Genomic DNA, 21,467 nt, shown 5'->3' on the forward strand with positions numbered 1-21,467 from the left:
GGACTTGTCAGCCCTGTCAGGACGTCGCATCGCCTGCATCAAGATCCGCGGCCAAACGGAAACCGATGCGGTTTGGTTCCGCCTGTTCGACCTGTTTTGGCAAGGCGCGAAGCATTACCGACAATTGCGTGACGTGTTGGACCAATTGCGTCTTGGTGCCAGCGGGGTCAGCACCATAAAACGTTATGATATCTGGGTCGTAATACCCCATGCCCTCAATCCGCACGACGCCAGAACTGTCGCCTGCAAACCCCATGGCAACCTCATGTTCGTTATCCAATGTCTTCTCAAAGTTTTGGATGTAGACGATTAGGCGTTCATAGGCCCATCGCGCGGGGCTTTTTGGTTCGGACGACGCTGGAATGTCGGCAGGGTCTGGCGCACATTTGTCGGGGTCTGTGTGGACTTCGTGGACATCGGGAATGGCCGTGGCCTCCATCGCCTCAACGGATGTGATGATCTTGTCGTCCATGTGCGGTCTTTCTGTCAGAGTGGTAATGCTGTGGTATCCTTGATGTCCTCCATAACGAAACTGGCGGAGATATCCGATACAGAAATTCGTGAGGTCAGCCGTTTATAGAAGTGATCGTAGGCCGCAACATCAGCTAAACGGACGGTTAGGACGTAATCAAGGTCACCGGTCATGCGCTGGGCGGTTGTGATTTCGGGTAATGCGGCAACGGCGATTGCGAATTCACGGCGCCATGCATCCGAATGGTGGTCGGTTCGGATAAGGACTAAAGCCGTTAAGGGGCAACCGATCTTGCTGGCGTCCAACAGCGCCACCCGCGCACGGATAACGCCATTGGCTTCCATTGCTTTGATCCGACGCCAACACGCATTGCGTGATAGGGCAACCTTTTCGGAAATGGTATCGACCGAACACATCGCATCTTTTTGCAAAATTGATAGAATCTTTTGATCAATTGTGTCGAGTTTTTGAGTCATTTTGGGATAGTATCCCAATAGCTTCGGATATGCTTGTGTTTTTTGGGACAAAGTGACGTCGTTCGGCCGGTAGGGTTTGGGAAATCCCAATCTGGAGTCCCCAAATGTCTGATCTTAGCCCACCAAAGCGCCAGTCTATTCTTGATCGCTGGTTTCTGGCCCACCCCGCGACGGTAGACGAAACCTATCTTCAGCACATGCGCTTCGCGCTTGGGTTTTCGTTTTGGTTAATCGTAGCAGGACTTGCGGCCCTGACGCATGCCTTTCTCCCTGCGGTTTGTGAAACGACCGCCAGCCGAATTCTGGCCAAATTAACGGCGCGCATGGCGGCGCGACACTAGGATGTGTCGCCTAACTGCCTATTGCGGCCCGCCAATTCCCCTGGAAAACATAATCGTGCGCCCCAAGCACTCGTTGTTGGAGCAAAGCCAACATGCAACCGAGGCCAAGTTGGCCGTCAACGGGGACGGTTTCGGGATTGCATGGTATGATGACAGAAAAGAACTTGGTCTTTATCGGGATGTGCTGCCCGCATGGTCTGATGGAAATCTGACAAGTCTGTGCCGTATGGTGCGATCACGCTTATTCTTGGCGCATGTTCGGGCGAGTACTGTGGGCGAAACGAGTCGCCAGAATTGCCACCCATTCAAGTTCGGACGCTGGTCGTTCTGCCACAACGGGCAAGTGCCACATTTCCCTGCCATCCGACGTCGACTGGAGGCTGCTCTTCCTGACGATCTTTATGCTGCGCGGCAGGGATCGACCGACAGCGAGATGATCTTTCTGACGATGTTGGCGCATGGTTTGGATGAAGATCCCGAGCGGGCGATCGCCCTTATGTTAGAAGAGATCGGGAATGGACCCGAACCTGTAAAAATAACCTGTGTCTTCAGTGATGGAGAGGATGTCTTTGGGTTTCGCCATGCTTCATCGGGGCAGGCGCCGACTTTGTATATGTCGCAGGGTCTTGATTTTGGTGGGCATGCTTTTGCATCCGAACCGTTGTGCGACACCGATGGGCGTTGGCACGCTGTTCCACAGGATTGCGTCACTTCTCTGGCAAAGACAAATGTTTTCGGGTGCGCTCAGGTTGCCTGAAACCAATGGGTCCCGTCCCGCAAGGTGCGGGTAGCTTGTCCGGTTTGGTGCAGGTGATTGAGATGCGCGAGGGCCTCGACCAGAGCCAGCCCATATTCGCTTTCACCGATTGCGCGCTTGAACAACGGTTTGAAACAATCGCCAGCGCGTTGCGGGGTCGAGATGTGGTCAACCAAACGATCTAGCGCGCTGTGGTGATTTTCTATCAGTTGCTGCATGCGTTTTGGCAGGCCCGTGAAGGGGAGTTTATGACCGCCAAGGACCAGATGGTCGTCGCGGGCAAATGGCGCAAGACGTTCGCAGGCTTCCAACCATTCAGCCAAAGGGTCGGCGTCTGGTTCGGTTGGATAGACGCCAATGTTGGGGCTGATGGATGGCAACAGCTGGTCGCCACCAATCACAAGGTTGTCGTCGCGGCTCCAGAACGTGGCGTGCTCGGGGGCGTGACCATTGCCCATACGGATGTCCCACGTACGTCCGCCGATATCGATCGTGCCGCCTTCTTGTAGGCGTGTGAACCCGAGGGGCATCGGATGGACACAGTCCGCAAAGTTGAATGGGCGGTCATTGCGACGTTTGGCGAGGATGTCTTCGTCCATACCAGCGCGTTGGTAAAATTCAATTGAACGTGTCGGATAGGCGGGTTGTTCGTCGAGAGTCAGCATCCGTGCCATCAGCCATGCTGTGCGTGGCATCGCGAGTTCTGCACCCGACTCTTGGAACCAACCTGCAAGGCCGATGTGATCTGGGTGGTGGTGTGTGCCAATGACCCGCGTGACGGGCTTGCCTGCCAAAGGCCCCGCCAAAAGCGTTTCCCAAATGGCGCGGGTTTTACCGCTGTCAAATCCAGTATCGATTACTGTCCAGCCGTCGCCATCATCCAGCGCATAGACATTCACGTGATCCAAAGCCATCGGAAGCGGCAGGCGCATCCATAACACACCAGTGGCGACTTCGATTGCTTCTCCGGTAGCGGGTGGTTCGGGCCATGGGTAATGGATTTTGTCTGTGCTCATGATCTAGGTGCTTAGCGACTTGCGCCCTAGGACGCCAGATCATCCGCAGTTATAGCCAACAGATCATCCGCCCCTTCGCGCACGTGAGCCAGAAGAGCAGTATGTTCCGGCAGCAAGCGTTTGATATAAAACGTCGCAAGGCGTTTGCGGGCTTCGTCGCCGCTCAGTGCTGCTGTCAAATGGAAGTGTGCACCCAGTACACGTGCAAATGCGCGCAAGTATGGCACGGCTCCTGCAAAGCGGTGATCCATGTCTTGGGTGACAAGCCATTCAGTGGTTTCGCGCAGGCTTTCGCTGGCTTGCCAAACAGGATCGACAAGGTCGGGCAGGGTTGATCTGGCAGCTTCTGCGGCGGCTTCGATCTCATCCATCAGGGCAAAGGCGGCATCGCCGTTGTCCATCATTTTGCGCGCGACAAGATCCATTGCCTGAATGCCATTGGTGCCCTCATAGATTGTCGTGACACGAACGTCCCGGGCGAATTGGGCCGCGCCGGTTTCTTCAATAAAACCCATGCCACCGTGAACTTGGATGCCGGTTGCGGCAGTCTCGACGCCAATGTCTGTGCCAAAGGCCTTTGAAATCGGGGTCAGCAGGGCTGCACGGGCATCCCAAGCAGCATCGCCGGTCGCCGTCGCCATATCAATCGCAACCGCATTGGCGAGCGCGATAGAACGGGCCGCAAAGATCTCGGATTTCATCGTGGCGAGCATCCGGCGCACGTCAGCGTGTTCGATAATGGTACCAGACCCGCCTGCGCGGCCTTGCTTACGGTCCATCGCGTAGGCCAGCGCATGTTGATATGCGGCTTCGGCGACACCAATACCTTGAGTTGCCACGCCTACGCGGGCGTTGTTCATCATTGTGAACATCGCCGCCATGCCGCCGTGTTTTTCGCCGATCAGCCAGCCCGTTGCGCCATCATATTCCATTACGGCAGTTGGGGAGCCATGTAGGCCCATCTTATGCTCAAGGCTAACAACGCGCAGCGAGTTGCGCTCACCCAACGTGCCATCTGCGTTCGGGATAATCTTTGGAACCATGAATAGGCTGATGCCTTTGGTCCCTTGGACGCCATCGGGCAAACGCGCCAACACGAGATGGCAGACGTTCTCGGTGAAGTCGTTATCGCCCCAAGAAATATAAATCTTTTGGCCCGAAATTGCATAAGAACCGTCCTCGTTTGGCACAGCCTTGGAGGCAAGCGCCCCGACGTCCGACCCTGCCTGTGGCTCGGTGAGGTTCATTGTCCCGCTCCAATCGCCCGAAATCAGTTTCGGGAGATAGAGGTCTTTAATGGCATCGCTTGCGTGATGTTCGAGGGCTTCGATTTGGCCTTGCGTCATCAACGGGTTCAATTGCAACGAGAGACAAGCGCCCGCCAGCATTTCATTGACCGCTGTGGCCAGTGTCAACGGGAGCCCCATGCCGCCATTTTCAGGACTGGCCGAGATGCCAATCCAGCCGCCCTCGGCGATGGCTTTGTACCCTGCGTCAAACCCAGGAGAGGTACGTACAATTCCGTTCTCCAAAAATGCTGGCTGCTCGTCGCCTGCGCCTTGCAGTGGCGCGACGACCTCATCGCACAGTTTCGCTGCTTCCGTCATGATCGCATCGCGCATGTCTGAAGTGGCTTCGGAAAAGCGGTCTGTCTTCGCGATCTGCGTGAAGTTCACGACATGATCCATCAGAAACTGAAAGTCGGCGACAGGGGAAGTATACGGCATAGGATCAATCCAGCGCTTGGGTTTATTTAGGTCGTTCTTGGAATCAGCCCGTTTGGGGCGTATGTGGGCAATTCAATGAAAGGCTAAAGACATGGGCCAAACCCGCAACATAAACGCAGCGTCATGAATGAAATCGATACAAAGATTTTGTCACCAGATGCTGTTGGTCTGACGGTCGCCGCTGAGCTGTTAAGCGGTGGCGGCCTTGTCGCGTTCCCCACAGAAACGGTTTACGGATTGGGTGTAGATGCCCGCAATAGCGATGCTGTGGCACGTTTGTATGCGGCCAAGGGGCGACCAAGTTTCAACCCTTTGATCGTGCACGTGGAGACTCTGGCTGTCGCTGAAACCTTGGTCGAATTTGACGAAGACGCGTTACGGTTGGCGTCGGCGTTTTGGCCGGGCGCATTGACGCTGGTTTTGCCGCTGAAAGACGGGGCAGGGATTTCGCCGCTGGTTACAGCAGGATTGGACACGCTGGCGGTGCGGGTGCCGGATCATGCATTGGCACAGTCGTTGTTGGCCGCATACGGGGGGCCGATTGCGGCACCCTCTGCTAACCCGTCAGGGCAAGTGAGCCCTACAAGTTTTGCCCATGTTCGTGACCAGATGGTGGGGCGGATCGATGGGATCGTTGAGGGCGGAACCTGTGGTGTAGGTCTGGAATCGACGATAGTGGCGACACGCCCAGTGCCAACATTGTTGCGCGCTGGAGGCCTTCCAAGTGAGGCGATCGAAGCCGCGTTGGGGCAAGAACTTGCACAAGCAGGTGATGCTGCAGCCCCAAATTCACCGGGGCAACTCGCGTCACATTATGCGCCGAAAGGCGACGTGCGCTTGAACGCTGTGGACGTCAGAGTTGGCGAAACCTTGTTGGGGTTTGGTGCTGTTGAAGCGGCTATCAACCTGTCTGCGTCAGGTGATTTGGTCGAGGCGGCCGCGAACTTGTTTAATGCATTGCATCAGTTAAATGCGCTGGGCGCGGAAAAGATCGCGGTGTCGCCGATCCCCGAGCATGGTTTGGGTCGTGCAATCAACGACCGTCTTCGCCGCGCAGCTGCGCCAAGATAGTGCGGTTAGGCAGAACCGCCTGTAGCTGACAACATCAAAGGGTCTATGCCGAGCGTCTTAAGTGCCGCCGTCCATTTGTGTTCTGCCGCGCGCCCAAAAAGGATGTCTTCATTGGCGTCCGTGACAAGCCAGCCGTTATTTATCAACTCGTTCTCAAGCTGGTGTGGGCCCCAGCCAGCATAGCCAAGGCCAAGCATTGACCTGTTGGGGCCATTGCCCATCGCGATGTCTTCTAGAATATCCAATGTCGCGGTCATTGCGATACCGTTGGACACATTCATTGTGCCTGCGCCAGATGCATAGTCCGATGTGTGCAACACAAACCCGCGGCCCGTCTCAACGGGGCCGCCATAGTGAATGCGAACATCGACCGTTAGCTCCCCCTCGTCGATGGACAACTGTTCGAGGAGATCGCCAAAACGGACTTCGGGAGTGGGTTTGTTGATGATGAGCCCCATAGCGCCCTCCGCGGAATGCGCGCAGATATAGATGACAGAATGGTCGAACCGCGGGTCCCCCATGTCGGGCATCGCAATCAGGAGTTTTCCAAGAAGGTTAGTGCTATCGGTCATTGGTTCAAGATGGGACGCGGACGACGGAGGCGCAAGGGGTTGAGCGCGTTGTCTGACATATCCTTAACCCAAACGTGACTTTCCTTTGAACGCAAGATGTTCGAAGAAGATGCATGATTGAACGAATTTCTGTTTCCTTGATTGCGCTTTGTGTGGCTGCCCCTGTGTGGGCCGGGCCAGCGGATGGTGTGGTTGAACTTGAAGTCTTGCCGGGATGGCGGACCGACAACGGCACCCATATGGCTGGACTTCAATTGCAGCTTGCCGACGGCTGGAAAACCTATTGGCGCGCGCCAGGTGATGGTGGCATTCCCCCGCGTTTTGGCTGGCAAGGATCACAAAACCTGACGGGCGCGGCGTTCCATTGGCCGGTGCCCGAAGTGTTTGACCAAAACGGGATGCGATCCATTGGGTATTCGCAATCTGTCGTGATTCCGGTTGAACTATCGGTCACGGATGACACGGCGCCGGCACTGATGCGAGGCCAAGTACAGATTGGTGTATGTGATGAAATTTGCGTGCCGGTACTCCTTGAATTTGATACGGCGTTACCTGCGGATGGTGCGCGAGACCCCGCAATCATCGCAGCTTTGCTGGACCGGCCTCAGACCTCTGTTGAGGCAGGCGTTGGTGATGTGACTTGCGCAATTGATCCGGTTGAAAACGGGCTACGTGTGACTGCGCGAGTGGACATGCCGCCGATGGCTGGCGACGAAGCCGTGGTGATCGAGGCTGGCGATCAACAAGTCTGGGTGTCTCAACCCCAGACTTGGCGCGATGGTGATGCGTTGTTTGCGCGATCTGACATGATCCATGTGAACGGTGGCGGCTTTGCCCTCAACCGTTCCGAGGTGCGGATAACTGTGATTGCAGGCAATCAGTCGGTCGACATTCTGGGGTGCGGCGCAAACTAGGCTGTTGCGATCCTGTCTGCCTTACTGCTTGACCGCATCACGAATAGAGCCGTCACAAGATAGACAATCAGCAAAAAGATCAATGTCAGGGCTGCAAATACTACGATTGAGATCGCTATGCTGCTGCCGAGCATTGGTATCAACGAGCGACCCGTTAGCATCACGGGGGCGACGATAGCCCCGAAAAGTGCCAGCGCGCCTAGAGCCGCAATGCGTGTCGGCCAAACGGCTGCGCCTGCGCGGTTTGTCAGGGCGCGTTTGGCGGATCGAACCTGCACGGCAACGTCGCTTTGCATCGCCATGAGGGACGGCACGATAAACAACACCAAAACCATGCCAAAGCCCAAGCCGTAGACCAGCGTAATAACTGTGGGTTTCAAGAACTCCGCTTGGCTTGATCCCTCGTAGAGAAGCGGCGCAAGGCCAAGAACCGTGGTCAGCGTCGTCAGGAGAACAGGGCGCAGGCGGTCACTGACGCCATCGATAATGGCGGGTTTCATGCCACGGGTTTCGGCATATTCATCAATGGTTTTCACAAGTACGATTGAATCGTTGATGATGATGCCGGTCATGCCCAGCAGGCCGACCACCGTAAACATAGACAGCGGAACCTCCCAGATAATATGGCCGTAAATGGTCCCGATCAGACCAAACGGGATAATCGCCATCACAACAATAGGCCGTGTCCAGCTTTGAAAAATCCACGCCAAGACTAAGAAAATACCGGCTAAACAGAAGATGAGACCTGTGCGGGCGTCGTTTAGGAACGCGTCCTCTTGCTCGCTAAGCCCGGAAAGAGTGGTTGAGACGCTGTAGGCCGCTTGAATGCGCGGTAGGATATCGTCTTGGATCAGGGTCTGGATTTCCGTGGCGCGGTCGGCGTCGTCTTCGGCAAGATCTGCGGTCACAGAAATAAGCTGGACACCGTTCTCGCGCGTAACCGTCGAGAACCCGTTGCGGGACGTGACCGTTATGATATCGGCCAAGGCCACATAGGCGCCACTGCTGGCGCGCATCTGGCTGCGATCAAGGAAGTCTGCTGTAAGTTCGCCCGCCGGAAGTTCGACGCGGATAGTGGCAGAGCGAGGACCATCAGGATAGGTCGCGGCCTCAATCCCGCCGAGACGGTCGCGCAGCACGCTGCCCAACCCATCAATGGTGAAGCCAAGCGCTTGGCCTTGCGGGGTTAGTTCGAGGACGAGTTCTTCTTTATCGTAAGCAAGAGAGTCTTCAATTGCAGACACCTCACCAAACTGGGCGAGTTCAACTTTGAGCGCTTCGGCGGCGGCTTTCAGGATTTCAGAATTGGCGCCGAACAGTTGCACATCGATTGCATCGCCACCCGGGCCACTACCAAATCTGCGGAAGGACACAGTTTCCAACATCGGGTGCCGGATCACGCGATCCTGCAGCGCGGTTACAAAATCGGAACTGGAATAAGGGCGCAGGTCTGCGTCGATCAATTCAATGGCAATTGACCCCAATTGGTCGGCGTCTTTGGTGTCGGATCCCGCGATCCCACGACCCGAGTTGCCGCCGATTTCAGCAATCACATAGTCGAGCGGGTTTGTTCCGTGTTCGGCTTCGAATTCTGCGCCCAACGTCTCTGTGACGTCTTGCAGGGTCTGCATCATTTCCATCGTGTCCGTTCGGGTTGCACCGGGGAGCATGGCGAAGTTCCCCGTGACGCTGCCCTGTTCCGGCGAGCTGAAGAAGCGCCATTGAACGTCACCTCGGATGAACGAAGCAGCCTGCAATGATAAAAGCACAACAGCCAAAGCCATGACAGGATAGCGCGCCCAGATCACGCCAGCCATGAAGGGGCGGAATAGGGTTTCTTTGAACCAATCGAACCCTCGGTTCACCACACGGGACGGCGCATCGTACCATTTATTTCCGCCCGTGTGTGACAGAGCTTTGTACATGTGGTGGGGCAGGATAAAGAAACACTCAAGCAAGGATGCGATAAGAACGACAATCACCGTGAACGGGATGTCGGAAATAAGATCCCCAAAACGCCCACCCACAAGCACCAGCGCAAAGAATGCGATGATTGTCGTAAGCGTCGCGGAAAACACAGGGCTGAACATTTTCTTCGCGGCGTTTTCGGCGGCTTGGGCGGGGTCCTCGCCAAGTTTACGGTGACGATAGTCAGCGTGCTCGCCGACTACGATGGCATCATCCACCACGATCCCCAATGTAATGATCAGTGCAAACAGCGAAATCATATTGATCGTCAGACCGGCAAACCACATCAGCGCAATCGCACCACACATGGCAGCGGGAATACCTGCCGCGACCCAGAACGCCGTCCTAGCATTTAGGAACAAGAATAACAGAGTGACCACTAGGGCGAGCCCTAGAAGTGCGTTTTCGTAAAGGATGTTAAGGCGGCCAGTGATCTGTTCAGCCCGTGCCCGAATAAGGTCTATACTTGACCCGTTGGGGAGGGTTTCGGCATAGCTTTGGGCGACCTGTTCGACCGTCTCTTGTAGCTTGATCGCATCGCCTGTTGCAGCACGGTCCACGCGGATTGAAATCGCTGGGTTGCCACCAACGAAGTAGGTACGTTCGCGGTCAACCCCTTCCACGAAGACTTGAGCGACGTCGCCTACGGTCAGGGTCGCGCCATTCAGATCGGTGCGAAGAACGATCGCTTCGATTTCATCAGCAGTGCGGCGTTCAACGCCGGTCCGCACGCGCGCAGCGCCACTAACGTCGCCAACGGGGTCAGCGGTGACTTCCTGAGCGATAGCATTGGAAATCTCTGACATAGAGATGTCGTATTGCACCAGCGCAATAGACGGAACTTCGATGATCGTAGAGGGCGCAGCGACGCCGCGGATGGTTGTACGGGTTACGCCTTGCGCAAACAGGCGAACGACAAATTCATCTGCAAAGCGGGCCAGTTGAGCCGGCGCAACGGGCCCAGTTATCACAACGTCCGTAACGCGATCAGACCATTGGCCGCGACGCACAGTTGGGTCTTCGGCGTCATCGGGGAGGTTGGATGTGGCGTCCACGGCCAATTGAACATCTTCTGTGGCTTTCGCCATGTCCCAACCGGGTTCGAATTCGAGGAAAATACGTGCGGAGCCCTCAGACGATGTGGATGTTGTTGTGACAACGCCCTCAACACCTAACAAGGCGGGCTGCAAGACTTGGACGACAGCGTCATCGACGTCTTCTGCGCCAGCGCCTGTCCATTGAACAGAGACCGAAACACTATCGACGATCACGTCGGGAAAAAACTGTGCCCGCATTTTGGGAAAGGCCGCAATGCCTGCTCCAAGCATAATTATCAGCAACAAGTTTGCCGCCGTCGCATGGCGGGTCAGGTAGGACAGGATACCGCCAGCGGACATCTTCATGAGCCCATCCGTTCTTGAATACGAGCGATCACATCACTCGGCACTTCGTCTTGCGCCAATTGTTCCAGCACTCGGGTTTTGACGGGGGGCGGCATACGGGATGCTTCGACAAAGGCGATCATTTCGGCGCGTTTCTCGTCATCCAATGCTACCATTTCGGGCGCTTCCGGGACCACCGGTTCGGCGGTTGGATCGATAGGTTGAACCGCAATCCCCGCGCCCAGAAGAGGGGAGCGTTCGGCGACAATCTGTTTGCCGTACAGGTCGCGTGCGCGGATGATGACGTCATCCCCTTGGCGCCGCAAAACTTCTACATCAACCTCGGACAAACGATTTTCACCGTCCAAAAGCAGGGCGGTTTCATTGGCATCAATTGCTGTAGCTGGGACCAACGCGACGCCGCGCAATTCAGGTTCTGTAATCGAAACAGTCACAAAGTCGCCGGGCCGCAAGCCTGTGCTCGTATCAAGACGCGCAAACAAAAGACGCCCTGTTTGGCCCTCGCCAACTGCGGCGCTTTCGCGTGTGATTTGCCCTGTTGCGCTAAGTGTGAAGCCTTGGGTTTCAAGGGAAACGGTGACAGGTGCATTGTTCAATGCGCCGTCCTCGCCGATCAGACGCGCGTATTGCGCAGTGGACAGACGAAATGACACCTCGAGTTGGTCGTTGTCGATGACTTCGCCAAGGCGTTCATTGGCTGTGACGCGAACCCCTTGGGTGATCGTGACATCGGCCAATACCCCCGAGTAAGGCGCGTGGATTTCAGTGTCGGTCACGACGCGATCAGCGTCTGCGAGGTTTAATTGAGCGCGGTCAAGCCGAGTTGCGGCCTGATCCAATCGCGCTTGCGCTTGTGCTTCGGCTTGTCGGCTGGTCAGCACCGACTGGTTTGCTGCCGAAACTGCAAGTTCGGCGGTTTCTACGGCGGCCGCTGTCCCGACGCCGCGTGTGACCAGATCGTTTTGACGTTGCAGGGCTTGTTGGCGCAGGGTCGCTTGTTCGGTGGCGGCAGCAACTTCGTCGGTTTCGATGATCAAGGCGCGTTCGGCGTCTCGAACTTCGGCTTCTGCGTCTCTTAGGTCCGCTGCGATACGGTCGCGGGCGGATTGGGCATCACGGGGGTCAATTTTGACAAGGAGTTCGCCACTTTCGACGCGTCCCCCTTCGACGAAGTTTTCAGACACGTTTAGTACGGTCCCACCCGTCAGGGCGCGCAGATCAAAGGTATTGGTGCTGCTGAGTTCGCCAAACACCACAAGGGACGGCGCAATCGTTTCGCGTGTCACTTGTACGACGTTGACCGCCATAACCCGTTCGCGTTGCTGAAACCTGCGGGGTTCCGTATTCATGCGTTCCTGTACCGCGAGCCTTACCGTATTGCCGGCCCAAGCGAAGAGGGCCAGCGTCAGTGACAAAAGAAAAATACCGATCAGGCTGCGTCTAAGAAATTGCATGTCATGTGGGCCTTTGATGGCGAATATGGGTGCGCGAACTATGTCTTAATACTACGGACGCATAGAAGAGCTTGGATCTTATACGCACGAGATCGTTACTTCCGTCGCTGATGTTCATCCAAACGGGGTAAAATTTCTACGAAATTGCACGGCATGTGACGATAATCGAGTTGTTTGACCAAGATTTCATCCCAAGCATCTTTGCAGGCGCCGGTGCTTCCAGGCAAGGCGAATAGGTAAGTGCCGTTGGCGACCCCGCCCGTCGCACGAGATTGAATGGCGCTTGTGCCGATCTTTTGCATGGAGACAATCGTGAAGACCGTGCCGAAAGCATCGATTTCTTTTTCATAGACGTCGCGGTGGGCTTCGACTGTCACATCACGCCCCGTAAGGCCCGTGCCGCCGGTGGTTAGAATGACGTCAATCTCAGGATCGGCGCACCAGTTGCGCAATTGCTCGGCGATTTGCGCTCGCTCATCGCGCAGGATTTTGCGCTCTGCCAAGTGATGACCAGCGTCCCGTAAGCGATCCACCAGCGTTTGGCCTGATTTGTCTTCGGCAATTGTGCGTGTGTCCGAAACCGTCAAAACGGCAATCCGAACTGGGATGAATTCACGGGAGGAGGTCATGTTAGGTCTTTCAGTCGCGCCTTGAGCGCCAAAAGGTCTGCCCAAGCATCGCGTTTTGCCGCGTTGTGCGACAGCAGATAAGATGGTGCAAACATAGGCAAGGCGGGCAAGGATGCAGTTTCCACCCAGCGGCCACGAAGGCGTGTCATCCCGCTCTTTTTAAGCAAGGCCTGACACGGGCCATTGCCCATTAGAACGACGATCTTCGGTGCCGCAAGGGCGATATGGCGTTCCAAGAATGGTAGCATCATCGCGATTTCGGCTGCGTTGGGTTCCCGGTTCTGAGGAGGATTCCATGGCAGCACAGGCGCGCAGTAAACTGGGTTATCGCCGCTGCGTCCCATTCCGATTGCGGCAAGCATTTTGTCAAACAGGATGCCACTTGGCCCCGCGAACATCGCGCCTGCGCGGTCTTCGTTGCGGTCTGGTGCGTCAGTGATGAACATGATCGGAGCGCCAGCGACACCGTCAGAAAAAACCATATTTCGGGCTGCGGCCTTGAGCGTGCAGTGTTCAAATGCGTCCAAAGCGCCACGCAATTGATCGAGGTCTTGCGCAGCATTCGCTGCCGAAGTGGCCACGGCGGCTGTGTCGACTTCGACTTCTGCTGGTGGGGGCGGTGGTGCGGCGGGTTTCGCTGAGACCTTTGGCGCAGGCTTTTTGGTTTCCAAAGCATAGCGATCTATCGGGGTGTCTCCGATAGCCTCATCTGCGCCCATCTCGACCTGCCAGTCGAGGAGCGCTTTCGATGTCCAATATTCAACAGCCGATTCCATAACGCATTCTACCGTGCGAAATGAAGGAGTTCACGTGCTGATCTTGCCGCGCCTGCATTGGCCCCATATAAGCGCGTGAACCGAAGGGAAGGGCGCCCATGACATACCGTGCTGATCACTTGCTGGGGATTGAGCATCTCCACCCAACGGAAATTACGACATTACTGGATTTGGCGGACAGATACGCCGAAGATAACCGCAAAGGCCGTGCCCATCGCGATGTGCTTGAGGGGCTAACCCAGATTAACATGTTCTTCGAAAACTCGACCCGAACACAGGCGAGTTTCGAGATCGCAGGCAAACGCCTTGGGGCGGATGTGATGAATATGGCAATGCAAGCGAGCAGTATCAAAAAAGGGGAAACCTTGATTGATACGGCGTTGTCGCTGAATGCTATGCATCCTGATCTTCTGGTGGTGCGGCATCCGAATTCTGGTGCGGTTGATCTGTTGGCGCAAAAGGTGAACTGCGCCGTGTTGAATGCAGGCGATGGGCGGCACGAACATCCGACGCAGGCTTTGCTAGATGCGTTGACAATCCGCCGTGCCAAAGGGCGTTTACATCGCCTGTCGATTGCGATTTGCGGTGACGTTGCGCACAGCCGCGTGGCGCGATCCAACATCATGCTGTTAGGCAAGATGGAAAACCGCGTTCGGCTGGTTGGTCCGCCGACATTGCTCCCGTCTGGGGTAGAAGACCTTGGAGTTGAGGTGTTTCATGACATGCGCGAAGGGCTGGAAGACGTCGATGTTGTGATGATGTTGCGCCTGCAAAAGGAGCGCATGGACGGTGGGTTTATCCCGTCTGAGCGCGAGTATTTCCACCGTTATGGATTGGATGCGGAAAAGCTGTCTTATGCAAAGGACGACGCGATCGTTATGCATCCCGGCCCAATGAACCGCGGCGTTGAAATTGATGGCCAGATTGCCGACGACATCAACCGGTCTGTTATTCAGGAACAGGTTGAAATGGGCGTCGCTGTGCGCATGGCTGCAATGGATTTATTGGCGCGTAACCTGCGCGCCAAACGCGGGGCCAAGGCCGTTGGGGTCATGGTATGAGCAACCTGCCGCCGCTCGAAGACGGTGAAGTCGTGATGTTTGATCACGTGCCGAGCTTTCGGGCTTTCAAGCGGACGGCGTTGTTGATGATCGCGTTGACGGTTCCTGCTGTCGTTGTGTTTCTGATTGTGTTTCCAGATACTCTTTGGCCCGTAGTTCCGATGTTTGTGACATGCGTGATCTTGATGCAGGAACGGGTCCGGCTGGGCCGATACCGTGCGTGGATCACCAACAAGAGAGTGATTTTCCAAGCGGATCAGTCGGTTGCGTTAGACGACATCGGAGCCGTTACGAAGAACCGAAATGGCGTGCGTTTGGCGTGGATCAACGGCGGCAAAGGGACGAAATTGCTGTACCCAGAAGACGCGAACGCTCTGATCGCCGCGATTGAGACCGCAAAGGGTGCCATATGATTGATCCAGTGAATGTCGGCCAATATGAAAAGGGGCTCTATCGGCTCTACTCTGTTGATCTGACAGCGGATTATATCGCGGCTTTTGCTGACCCGAATTACAGTGGCGATGATGATACCGTCTGGCCCCTGAAAGAAGCGCTGGGTGCAACCCATCTGGACGAAGACTTCGTCGAAGTTTTCGATGTTGCCGACCTCGCTGATATGGGATTGGCCCAGTATATGATCACTGGCAATGGCGTCGCGGAAGCGGACATTGAACCCTACCGTGAGTTGCTAGACGGAATCACAGGGTATGTGGTGATGGTTGCGACGTCGGCGTTTGGTGGCGTCGAGCAAACCTTGGTCCCTGTTGCTCCGTTGCGCTACATCGCAGCTTTTAAAGAAGACGGGATGGAAGTTACGTTTGAACCGTTGCCGAACCCCGACCCTCAAGCTGTTATCGAAGATGCTCCATTAAAGAAGAAACCTTCGGACGCCGCTATGTCGGGGCGGATCGCAACGATTGCTCTTTTGGTTATGGCTGTTCTTGTTTGGGTCATGATCAAGGTGGCAGGATGATGAAGCCATCGTTCACACCTACGACTTCCCTGAATGAAAGTGAGCATGTCTTGCAATCGTTCTCGAGTGACCGAATGACCTATTGGCGCGAAATGGCGTGGATCTCGGTTGTCGCGATGGTTCTGGGGATGTTGGTGCTTTGGTTGATGGGTAATCCTCATGTTTGGACTGGCGCTGTTGGCGGCCTCGCGGCGATTGCGCTGCGTGCGTTTTATTTGGCGTCTGACGAACTCAAAGTTCGTTGGGACCTGACAAACCAACGCCTTTTGGGCCCGAACATGCGGATCACATCGTTGGGCGACATCACCGCCGTCCGTCCATTTCTAAGCGCGGTTCAGGTCGTCACGTCCGCCGGCGACAAACACCTCATTAAATATCAAGCTGACCGCGAAAACGTGGTCCGTGCAATTGAACGGGCGATCGCAGCATGAAACTTATCCCATGCCGCTCGAACTCGTTGAAGGAGACACATGCGCATACTGTTTGAAAACGCCCGATTGATTGATCCAGAGGCCGGCACCGATATGCTTGGGACGCTGATGGTCGAAAATGGCGTGATCGTCGAAAGCGACGGATCGCCTGATGAGGTTATCGACTGTGGTGGCAAATGCCTCGCTCCGGGGATCGTTGATATCGGGGTGAAGGTGTCTGAACCCGGTGAGCGGCACAAAGAGAGTTTCGCATCAGCAGGCCGTGCGGCGGTTGCAGGCGGTGTCACAACAATGGTGACGCGGCCCGATACGACACCCGCAATCGATACGCCCGAAACATTGGAATTTGTCGAACGGCGCGCCGCAATTGATGCGGCGGTTAATGTGTTGCCAATGGCCGCGCTGACCAAAGGGCGAGATGGGCGCGAGATGACGGAGATCGGGTTCTTGATGGACGCCGGCGCCGTTGCCTTTACCGATTGTGACCGCGTTGTAACCGATACTAAAGTGTTCAGCCGTGCGTTGGTTTACGCGAGATCCTGCGGCGCCTTGGTGATTGGCCATGTCCAAGAACCGGGCCTGTCCAAAGGCGGCGCTGTGACGTCGGGCAAGTTTGCGACCCTGCGCGGATTGTCCGGTGTGTCACCGATTGCCGAACGTATGGGGCTGGATCGGGATGTGGCGCTGTTGGAAATGACGGGCGCGTCCTATCATGTGGATCAAATTACAACTGCACGGGCTTTGCCTGCACTGGAACGGGCAAAGAGCAATGGGCTTGATATCACGGCAGGGATCGGCATCCATCATCTGACCCTAAACGAAATGGACGTCGCCGATTACCGCACCTTCTTTAAGCTCAAGCCGCCCTTGCGATCTGAGGAAGACCGTTTGGCCGTGGTTGATGCAGTCGCCTCTGGGCTGATCGACATCATCAGTTCCATGCACACGCCGCAGGACGAAGAATCAAAACGGCTCCCCTTTGAAGAAGCGGCAAGCGGGGCAGTTGCTCTTGAGACGCTTTTGCCAGCGGCGTTGCGGTTGGTTCACGCGGGCCATTTGGACCTGCCCACACTTTTCCGCGCCTTGGCTCTCAATCCGGCCAATCGATTGGGGTTGGACTGCGGGCGTTTGTCGGTAGGTGCACCTGCTGATCTGGTACTTTTTGATCCAGACGCGAGCATTAAGCTTGATCGGTTTGCGCTTCATTCTAAATCAAAGAACACACCGTTTGATGGTGCCATTCTGCAAGGCAAAGTCATTGCGACCTATGTTGCGGGTGTGAACAAAACGAAAGAGTTAGCCAATGCTTGAGTTCGCCAGTACGACGAACACCCTGCTGCTTTGGGCGGCGATTGGGTATCTGGTGGGGTCTATCCCCTTTGGGATGATCCTTGCACGGGTCATGGGGTTGGGAAATCTGCGTGACATCGGGTCGGGCAATATCGGGGCGACGAATGTCTTGCGAACGGGGTCCAAGAAGGCAGCGCTCCTGACGCTTTTATTGGATGGCGGTAAAGGGGCGGTCGTCGTGATCTTGGCGCACAAGCTTGCAGCAATAGATGCGGCGCAAGTGGCAGCCTTATCGGTCATGATCGGCCATTGCTTCCCAGTTTGGCTAGGTTTTCGCGGCGGTAAGGGTGTCGCTACGTTTTTGGGCCTGCTGTATGCCTTGGCTTGGCCCGTGGGCATTGCGGCTTGCCTGACGTGGTTGGCGACTGCGGCTGTGTTCCGGTACTCGTCTTTGGCGGCTTTGGTTGCCGCTGCTTCTACCTTGGTCTGGTCGATCGTCTTGGACGAGCCACAGATTTTCATTATGTGTTCTTGCTTAATGGCGCTGATTTTTTGGCGTCACGCAGGCAATATCCGCCGCCTTGCCGCCGGTGAAGAAAGCAAGATCGGTCAGAAGTAATCAGTTGCAACGGGGCCGCGTTTAGTAGCTGTAAGCGCCGTAGATTTTGCTGAGATCGCCGTTCCAGTCGCCGTTGTAGTCATCCAGCAACTCGTCAGCCGGCGTTTTACCTGTTTCAATGCTGTCTTTGAGCGCATTCAAGAAATGCGTTTCATCGGGCACCAGTCCACCAGCACCCGGCATGGCGCGGTTCTTTAGGCCAAGTTCAGCAATTTTCACGCATTCACCAGCGATGTCGTGCATGGATTGGCCGCCTACTTTGGCCTGAAGCCCGTCTACGGACGCTGCGACGCGCCATTCTTCGCGTGTTTCGGCGTCCCAGTTTTTGCAAAGATCCCAAGCAGCGTCCAAGGCCTCTTGATCGTAGGTCATACCTACCCAGAAAGCTGGCAGCGCGCACAGGCGGCGCCAAGGCCCACCATCTGCACCGCGCATCTCGATGAATTTCTTGAGGCGCGCTTCTGGGAAGGCCGTTGTTAGATGATCGGCCCAATCAGACAGGGTAGGTGTTTCACCGGGCAAAGCGGGGAGTTTGCCCTTTAGGAAATCGCGGAACGATTGGCCCAAAGCATCGATGTAATTTCCGTCGCGATAGACGAAATACATTGGCACATCGAGCATGTATTCGACATAGCGTTCAAACCCGAAATCATCGTCAAACACGAACGGCAACATGCCTGTGCGCGCATCATCTAGATGCCGCCAAATCCGTGCGCGCCAGCTTTTGTGCTTATTCACCTTGCCCTCAAAGAACGGCGAATTCGCGAATAGGGCGGTCGCCACGGGTTGCAGTGCAATGGCCACACGCATCTTCTGGATCATGTCGGCTTCGGACCCGAAGTCGAGGTTCACTTGAACCGTACAGGTGCGTCGCATCATCATTTTGCCTGATGTGCCGACTTTATCCATATAGGCGTCCATCAGCTTGTAACGGCCCTTGGGCATCAGGGGCATTTCATCGTGCGACCATTCAGGTGCCGCGCCAAGACCAATGAAGCCGACGCCAATTTCATCAGCGATAGATTTCACCTCTGCGAGATGGCTGTTCACTTCGTCACAGGTCTGGTGGATGGTTTCCACGGGTGCGCCTGACAGTTCCAGTGCGCCGCCCGGTTCAAGGGAGACATTTGCGCCGTCTTTTTCCAGACCAATTAGAAAACCGCCTTCGGTGACGGGGGCCCAGCCGTAACGATCGCGCAGGCCTGAAAGTACAGCCTCGATAGAACGTTCGCCATGAAACGGAAGCGGCTTATGGGTGTCTTTGCAGTACCCGAATTTTTCATGCTCGGTGCCGATGCGCCAATCCGCTTTCGGTTTGCAGCCGTCTGCAAGGTACTGTGCTAGCTGATCGTGGTGTTCGATCGGGCCGCCGCCGGACTGTGGAATAGACATGACGAAGCGCTCCGTTAATTGGCGTGGACTCTAGACGTGGCTGAGCGTGCAGCCAGTGTCAATGCAACTGTTTGTAGGGTTTGTGATCGGGCGCCATCCACACTGTCATTTGTGCGTTTTGAGGGCGTTCCAGTAGGGAAAGCATGTATTCGGTTTTCATGTGCGGGAGGGCCGTGAAGAAATCAAACAATGCTTCGACGCCGCGTGCGTTGGTCGGGATGTCGGTATAGCTTCCGTCGCGATTGATTAAGCGCCATGCAGGGGCTGGCGTAAGATCCAGCTGCACCATCAGATCAAGTTCGGCCACGCCTCCATCGATCGGCCCTAAATAGGTGACACGCCTTTCGTCCAGCGTCACGACACCTGGGCCATCGCTGTCTGGGCGGAAACGGACTCTTTGGGCGGCCCCGAAGGCAAGGGCAATGCCAAGGGCGGCCAGCCCCCAACCGAGCCATTGAACAATTCCGAAAGACGCGAATGCCCATCGAAGACCGAGAAGGGCCAACGCTATCGCAAAAATGACTTCGCGCCATCGCCAAATGCCTGCTTTGATTTCCGGTCGGATCATGACGCCACCTGTGGGGATGTGAAGAATGTTAGGGCAAAGTCGCCGATTTGTTGAAAACCAAGTGAAGAATAGGCGGCGATTGCGCTCGGATCGCTGGCGAACAACGTTGCCCGTGTTGCGCCGTTTTGGGCTGCAATTTCTAAGTGCAGGGCAACGAGACGGCGTGCATAGCCTTTGCCGCGCAAAGCGGGCGGCGTATAGACGCCGCCGACCTGAACGATATCCGGCAATGTTGCATTAAAGGCCGTCGTCGAAACGAGGGCGCTGTCCTGAATGAGAACCACGCGGTTTTGCGATTCAAGACTTGCTTCAACGTTTTCGCGGGCAATCTTCGGTGCATCCGAAAGCGGCGTACCTAGGATGGTTGCTTGATAGTCGGTCATCCACTCCGTCACTGTTTCTACGTGTTCTTCGCGCAAATATTCCAAACGGCTAGCGCCTTCTGGGACAACCATGTCTGTCAAGTTGAGCAGGAACTGCTGGTCGGGAATATCAAGCGTGGTTGGCGCGTCAATAAACCCCAGTGCAGCCTGAATGCCTCGCGCGCAAGCCAGTGGCGCGACAATACGGGTGATCGTCCTGCCCGTTAGTTTGGCGGCGGCTTCGACATAGTTTTGACTGGGCAGGTAGGGCAGAAGAATGCCGTTTTTCGTAATCGTAAGCACGTCGGTAATTGGGCCATCTGAATTGCGCCACATGGTTGGGGCAAACTTGTGATCGCTCTCTAGTCCATGGGTCAAAAGATTGTTGAGCGGGAACATCGCGAATTCAGCGTTAGCAGTGAGAAACGCCTTTACGGGTTCAATATCGCTTGATCTAACCCGCCGGAATGTCATCCCCAGTCGCCTAACGCCTGTTGCCAAAGGGTCATCGCAGAAACCGCAGCTGTATCTGCTCGCAGTATCCTAGGGCCAAGACTAATAGGATACGCACATTCCATTGCACGCAAGCGGTCCCGTTCCTTATCAGAGAACCCACCTTCCGGACCGATAAAGATGGCCCATGGCCCACCGTCTTTTGGCAAGTCTATAGCTTTTCCGACCAGCGCCTCGTCACAAAACAGGATTCGGCGGGTTGGGTCCCAATTGTCCATAATCTTGGAGAATTTCTGTACGTCATCGACTTGGGGGACGAAAGTTCCGCCACATTGCTCGGCTGCCTCAAGGGCGTGGGCTTGCAGTTTGTCTTGGCGCACACGGTTCGCCGCTTGGGTAAATTCAGTCTGCATTGGGCAAATGCGGGCTGCACCAAGTTCGGCGGCCTTTTCGACTATGAACGATGTGCGGTCTTTCTTGATCGGAGCAAAAACGAGCCATAGATCAGGCGGCATCAACAAAGGCTTAGTTTGCGCAGAGCATTCCAGCACGCCCCCCTTTTTGGTGGCGGCAACAACTTGGGCCTGCCATTCGCCGTCTTTGCCATTAAACAGCAAAACATTGGCGCCCACGTCCAATCGCATCACCCCAAAAAGGTAGTGCGCTTGTTCCCGCGTCAGTGTGACCCTTTCGCGTAGCGCCAATGGGTGATCTACATGAAGTCTAATACGTGCCATTGGGT

At 55.7% G+C, this 21,467-nt stretch carries 23 protein-coding genes; 10 read left to right on the top strand and 13 right to left on the bottom strand.

What is annotated here, in order from left to right; translation table 11 throughout:
- Positions 1-16 precede the first annotated feature (16 nt).
- Together L0666_RS06950 and L0666_RS06955 are read right to left on the bottom strand one after the other, a co-directional pair.
- Positions 17-472 (bottom strand): DUF6173 family protein, encoded by a 456-nt coding sequence (locus L0666_RS06950; RefSeq protein WP_235259657.1) that lies wholly within the window; start codon positions 470-472, stop codon positions 17-19.
- 14 nt (positions 473-486) lie between these two features.
- On the bottom strand, positions 487-948 hold the full coding sequence (locus tag L0666_RS06955; protein ID WP_235259659.1) for an Lrp/AsnC family transcriptional regulator: 462 nt from the start codon (positions 946-948) through the stop codon (positions 487-489).
- A 104-nt stretch (positions 949-1,052) separates the two neighbouring features.
- On the opposite strand from L0666_RS06955, the gene L0666_RS06960 reads away from it, so the two are divergent.
- Positions 1,053-1,289: a DUF6356 family protein gene (locus tag L0666_RS06960; RefSeq protein WP_235259662.1), complete on the top strand. Its 237-nt coding sequence runs from the start codon at positions 1,053-1,055 to the stop codon at positions 1,287-1,289.
- A gap of 55 nt (positions 1,290-1,344) precedes the next feature.
- Entirely contained in the window at positions 1,345-2,046 is a 702-nt protein-coding gene (locus L0666_RS06965; RefSeq protein WP_235259663.1) for a class II glutamine amidotransferase, read from the top strand.
- On the opposite strand, the gene L0666_RS06970 is transcribed toward L0666_RS06965, so the two are convergent.
- Both L0666_RS06970 and L0666_RS06975 read right to left on the bottom strand, forming a co-directional pair.
- Positions 2,034-3,062, bottom strand: coding sequence for an MBL fold metallo-hydrolase (locus tag L0666_RS06970; RefSeq protein WP_235259671.1), 1,029 nt, complete (start codon positions 3,060-3,062; stop codon positions 2,034-2,036). The genes L0666_RS06965 and L0666_RS06970 overlap by 13 nt on opposite strands.
- Positions 3,063-3,088: 26 nt before the next feature.
- The gene (locus L0666_RS06975) at positions 3,089-4,789 is read right to left on the bottom strand and encodes an acyl-CoA dehydrogenase (RefSeq protein WP_235259672.1); all 1,701 of its coding nucleotides are present in this window, start codon (positions 4,787-4,789) and stop codon (positions 3,089-3,091) included.
- A gap of 123 nt (positions 4,790-4,912) precedes the next feature.
- On the opposite strand from L0666_RS06975, the gene L0666_RS06980 reads away from it, so the two are divergent.
- The gene (locus L0666_RS06980) at positions 4,913-5,860 is read left to right on the top strand and encodes an L-threonylcarbamoyladenylate synthase (protein ID WP_235259675.1); all 948 of its coding nucleotides are present in this window, start codon (positions 4,913-4,915) and stop codon (positions 5,858-5,860) included.
- A 5-nt stretch (positions 5,861-5,865) separates the two neighbouring features.
- Here L0666_RS06980 and L0666_RS06985 read toward each other — a convergent pair whose 3' ends face one another.
- On the bottom strand, positions 5,866-6,432 hold the full coding sequence (locus L0666_RS06985; RefSeq protein ID WP_235259676.1) for a YqgE/AlgH family protein: 567 nt from the start codon (positions 6,430-6,432) through the stop codon (positions 5,866-5,868).
- Positions 6,433-6,545: 113 nt separating this feature from the next.
- On the opposite strand from L0666_RS06985, the gene L0666_RS06990 reads away from it, so the two are divergent.
- Entirely contained in the window at positions 6,546-7,346 is an 801-nt protein-coding gene (locus L0666_RS06990) for a protein-disulfide reductase DsbD domain-containing protein (RefSeq protein WP_235259677.1), read from the top strand.
- On the opposite strand, the gene L0666_RS06995 is transcribed toward L0666_RS06990, so the two are convergent.
- The 4 genes from L0666_RS06995 to L0666_RS07010 all read right to left on the bottom strand — a co-directional run bounded on the left by L0666_RS06995 (position 7,343) and on the right by L0666_RS07010 (position 13,576).
- A complete protein-coding gene (locus L0666_RS06995; protein WP_235259679.1) occupies positions 7,343-10,717 on the bottom strand; it encodes an efflux RND transporter permease subunit in 3,375 nt (1,124 codons plus the stop codon). The genes L0666_RS06990 and L0666_RS06995 overlap by 4 nt on opposite strands.
- Positions 10,714-12,171, bottom strand: coding sequence for an efflux RND transporter periplasmic adaptor subunit (locus L0666_RS07000; RefSeq protein WP_235259684.1), 1,458 nt, complete (start codon positions 12,169-12,171; stop codon positions 10,714-10,716). Before L0666_RS07000 ends, L0666_RS06995 begins: the two co-directional genes overlap by 4 nt.
- A gap of 95 nt (positions 12,172-12,266) precedes the next feature.
- A complete protein-coding gene (gene moaB / locus L0666_RS07005) occupies positions 12,267-12,800 on the bottom strand; it encodes a molybdenum cofactor biosynthesis protein B (RefSeq protein ID WP_235259686.1) in 534 nt (177 codons plus the stop codon).
- Positions 12,797-13,576 (bottom strand): uracil-DNA glycosylase, encoded by a 780-nt coding sequence (locus tag L0666_RS07010; RefSeq protein ID WP_235259688.1) that lies wholly within the window; start codon positions 13,574-13,576, stop codon positions 12,797-12,799. Before L0666_RS07010 ends, moaB begins: the two co-directional genes overlap by 4 nt.
- A gap of 98 nt (positions 13,577-13,674) precedes the next feature.
- Between L0666_RS07010 and L0666_RS07015 the strand changes: the two genes are divergently transcribed.
- The 6 genes from L0666_RS07015 to plsY are packed head-to-tail and all read left to right on the top strand — an operon-like array spanning position 13,675 to position 17,950.
- Complete coding sequence (locus tag L0666_RS07015; RefSeq protein ID WP_235259690.1) at positions 13,675-14,637, top strand: aspartate carbamoyltransferase catalytic subunit; 963 nt, start codon at positions 13,675-13,677, stop codon at positions 14,635-14,637.
- Positions 14,634-15,050, top strand: coding sequence for a hypothetical protein (locus L0666_RS07020; protein ID WP_235259692.1), 417 nt, complete (start codon positions 14,634-14,636; stop codon positions 15,048-15,050). The genes L0666_RS07015 and L0666_RS07020 overlap by 4 nt, the downstream gene beginning before the upstream one ends.
- Entirely contained in the window at positions 15,047-15,610 is a 564-nt protein-coding gene (locus L0666_RS07025) for a hypothetical protein (protein WP_235259694.1), read from the top strand. Before L0666_RS07020 ends, L0666_RS07025 begins: the two co-directional genes overlap by 4 nt.
- Positions 15,607-16,041 (top strand): hypothetical protein, encoded by a 435-nt coding sequence (locus L0666_RS07030; RefSeq protein ID WP_336246273.1) that lies wholly within the window; start codon positions 15,607-15,609, stop codon positions 16,039-16,041. Before L0666_RS07025 ends, L0666_RS07030 begins: the two co-directional genes overlap by 4 nt.
- A 39-nt stretch (positions 16,042-16,080) precedes the next feature.
- A complete protein-coding gene (gene pyrC / locus L0666_RS07035; RefSeq protein WP_235259696.1) occupies positions 16,081-17,352 on the top strand; it encodes a dihydroorotase in 1,272 nt (423 codons plus the stop codon).
- Positions 17,345-17,950, top strand: coding sequence for a glycerol-3-phosphate 1-O-acyltransferase PlsY (gene plsY / locus L0666_RS07040; RefSeq protein ID WP_235259698.1), 606 nt, complete (start codon positions 17,345-17,347; stop codon positions 17,948-17,950). The genes pyrC and plsY overlap by 8 nt, the downstream gene beginning before the upstream one ends.
- Positions 17,951-17,971: 21 nt before the next feature.
- Here plsY and L0666_RS07045 read toward each other — a convergent pair whose 3' ends face one another.
- Genes L0666_RS07045 through L0666_RS07060 form a run of 4 tightly spaced genes read right to left on the bottom strand, consistent with a single transcriptional unit; the run spans position 17,972 to position 21,462 of the window.
- Positions 17,972-19,342, bottom strand: a complete 1,371-nt coding sequence (locus L0666_RS07045; protein ID WP_235259699.1) for a glutamate--cysteine ligase — start codon at positions 19,340-19,342, stop codon at positions 17,972-17,974.
- A gap of 58 nt (positions 19,343-19,400) precedes the next feature.
- Positions 19,401-19,910, bottom strand: a complete 510-nt coding sequence (locus tag L0666_RS07050) for a hypothetical protein (RefSeq protein WP_235259700.1) — start codon at positions 19,908-19,910, stop codon at positions 19,401-19,403.
- The gene (locus L0666_RS07055) at positions 19,907-20,746 is read right to left on the bottom strand and encodes a GNAT family N-acetyltransferase (RefSeq protein ID WP_235259701.1); all 840 of its coding nucleotides are present in this window, start codon (positions 20,744-20,746) and stop codon (positions 19,907-19,909) included. The genes L0666_RS07050 and L0666_RS07055 overlap by 4 nt, the downstream gene beginning before the upstream one ends.
- Positions 20,743-21,462 (bottom strand): 16S rRNA (uracil(1498)-N(3))-methyltransferase, encoded by a 720-nt coding sequence (locus L0666_RS07060; RefSeq protein WP_235259702.1) that lies wholly within the window; start codon positions 21,460-21,462, stop codon positions 20,743-20,745. Before L0666_RS07060 ends, L0666_RS07055 begins: the two co-directional genes overlap by 4 nt.
- Positions 21,463-21,467 lie beyond the last annotated feature (5 nt).

The organism is Octadecabacter algicola, assembly GCF_021532625.1.
In the GTDB taxonomy this organism is placed as follows: domain Bacteria; phylum Pseudomonadota; class Alphaproteobacteria; order Rhodobacterales; family Rhodobacteraceae; genus Octadecabacter; species Octadecabacter algicola.

What these genes read in the sequence shown, in the direction of transcription:
- plsY (WP_235259698.1), top strand. Translation starts at nt 17,345, where the DNA reads ATGCTTGAGTTCGCCAGTACGACGAACACCCTGCTGCTTTGGGCGGCG.
- L0666_RS07020 (WP_235259692.1), top strand. Translation starts at nt 14,634, where the DNA reads ATGAGCAACCTGCCGCCGCTCGAAGACGGTGAAGTCGTGATGTTTGAT.
- L0666_RS06980 (WP_235259675.1), top strand. Translation starts at nt 4,913, where the DNA reads ATGAATGAAATCGATACAAAGATTTTGTCACCAGATGCTGTTGGTCTG.
- L0666_RS07000 (WP_235259684.1), bottom strand. Translation starts at nt 12,171, where the DNA reads ATGCAATTTCTTAGACGCAGCCTGATCGGTATTTTTCTTTTGTCACTG.
- pyrC (WP_235259696.1), top strand. Translation starts at nt 16,081, where the DNA reads ATGCGCATACTGTTTGAAAACGCCCGATTGATTGATCCAGAGGCCGGC.
- L0666_RS07030 (WP_336246273.1), top strand. Translation starts at nt 15,607, where the DNA reads ATGATGAAGCCATCGTTCACACCTACGACTTCCCTGAATGAAAGTGAG.
- L0666_RS06975 (WP_235259672.1), bottom strand. Translation starts at nt 4,789, where the DNA reads ATGCCGTATACTTCCCCTGTCGCCGACTTTCAGTTTCTGATGGATCAT.
- L0666_RS06985 (WP_235259676.1), bottom strand. Translation starts at nt 6,432, where the DNA reads ATGACCGATAGCACTAACCTTCTTGGAAAACTCCTGATTGCGATGCCC.
- L0666_RS07015 (WP_235259690.1), top strand. Translation starts at nt 13,675, where the DNA reads ATGACATACCGTGCTGATCACTTGCTGGGGATTGAGCATCTCCACCCA.
- moaB (WP_235259686.1), bottom strand. Translation starts at nt 12,800, where the DNA reads ATGACCTCCTCCCGTGAATTCATCCCAGTTCGGATTGCCGTTTTGACG.
- L0666_RS07050 (WP_235259700.1), bottom strand. Translation starts at nt 19,910, where the DNA reads ATGATCCGACCGGAAATCAAAGCAGGCATTTGGCGATGGCGCGAAGTC.
- L0666_RS07060 (WP_235259702.1), bottom strand. Translation starts at nt 21,462, where the DNA reads ATGGCACGTATTAGACTTCATGTAGATCACCCATTGGCGCTACGCGAA.
- L0666_RS06970 (WP_235259671.1), bottom strand. Translation starts at nt 3,062, where the DNA reads ATGAGCACAGACAAAATCCATTACCCATGGCCCGAACCACCCGCTACC.
- L0666_RS06990 (WP_235259677.1), top strand. Translation starts at nt 6,546, where the DNA reads ATGATTGAACGAATTTCTGTTTCCTTGATTGCGCTTTGTGTGGCTGCC.
- L0666_RS06955 (WP_235259659.1), bottom strand. Translation starts at nt 948, where the DNA reads ATGACTCAAAAACTCGACACAATTGATCAAAAGATTCTATCAATTTTG.
- L0666_RS07045 (WP_235259699.1), bottom strand. Translation starts at nt 19,342, where the DNA reads ATGTCTATTCCACAGTCCGGCGGCGGCCCGATCGAACACCACGATCAG.
- L0666_RS07010 (WP_235259688.1), bottom strand. Translation starts at nt 13,576, where the DNA reads ATGGAATCGGCTGTTGAATATTGGACATCGAAAGCGCTCCTCGACTGG.
- L0666_RS07025 (WP_235259694.1), top strand. Translation starts at nt 15,047, where the DNA reads ATGATTGATCCAGTGAATGTCGGCCAATATGAAAAGGGGCTCTATCGG.
- L0666_RS06950 (WP_235259657.1), bottom strand. Translation starts at nt 472, where the DNA reads ATGGACGACAAGATCATCACATCCGTTGAGGCGATGGAGGCCACGGCC.
- L0666_RS06995 (WP_235259679.1), bottom strand. Translation starts at nt 10,717, where the DNA reads ATGAAGATGTCCGCTGGCGGTATCCTGTCCTACCTGACCCGCCATGCG.
- L0666_RS06960 (WP_235259662.1), top strand. Translation starts at nt 1,053, where the DNA reads ATGTCTGATCTTAGCCCACCAAAGCGCCAGTCTATTCTTGATCGCTGG.
- L0666_RS07055 (WP_235259701.1), bottom strand. Translation starts at nt 20,746, where the DNA reads ATGACATTCCGGCGGGTTAGATCAAGCGATATTGAACCCGTAAAGGCG.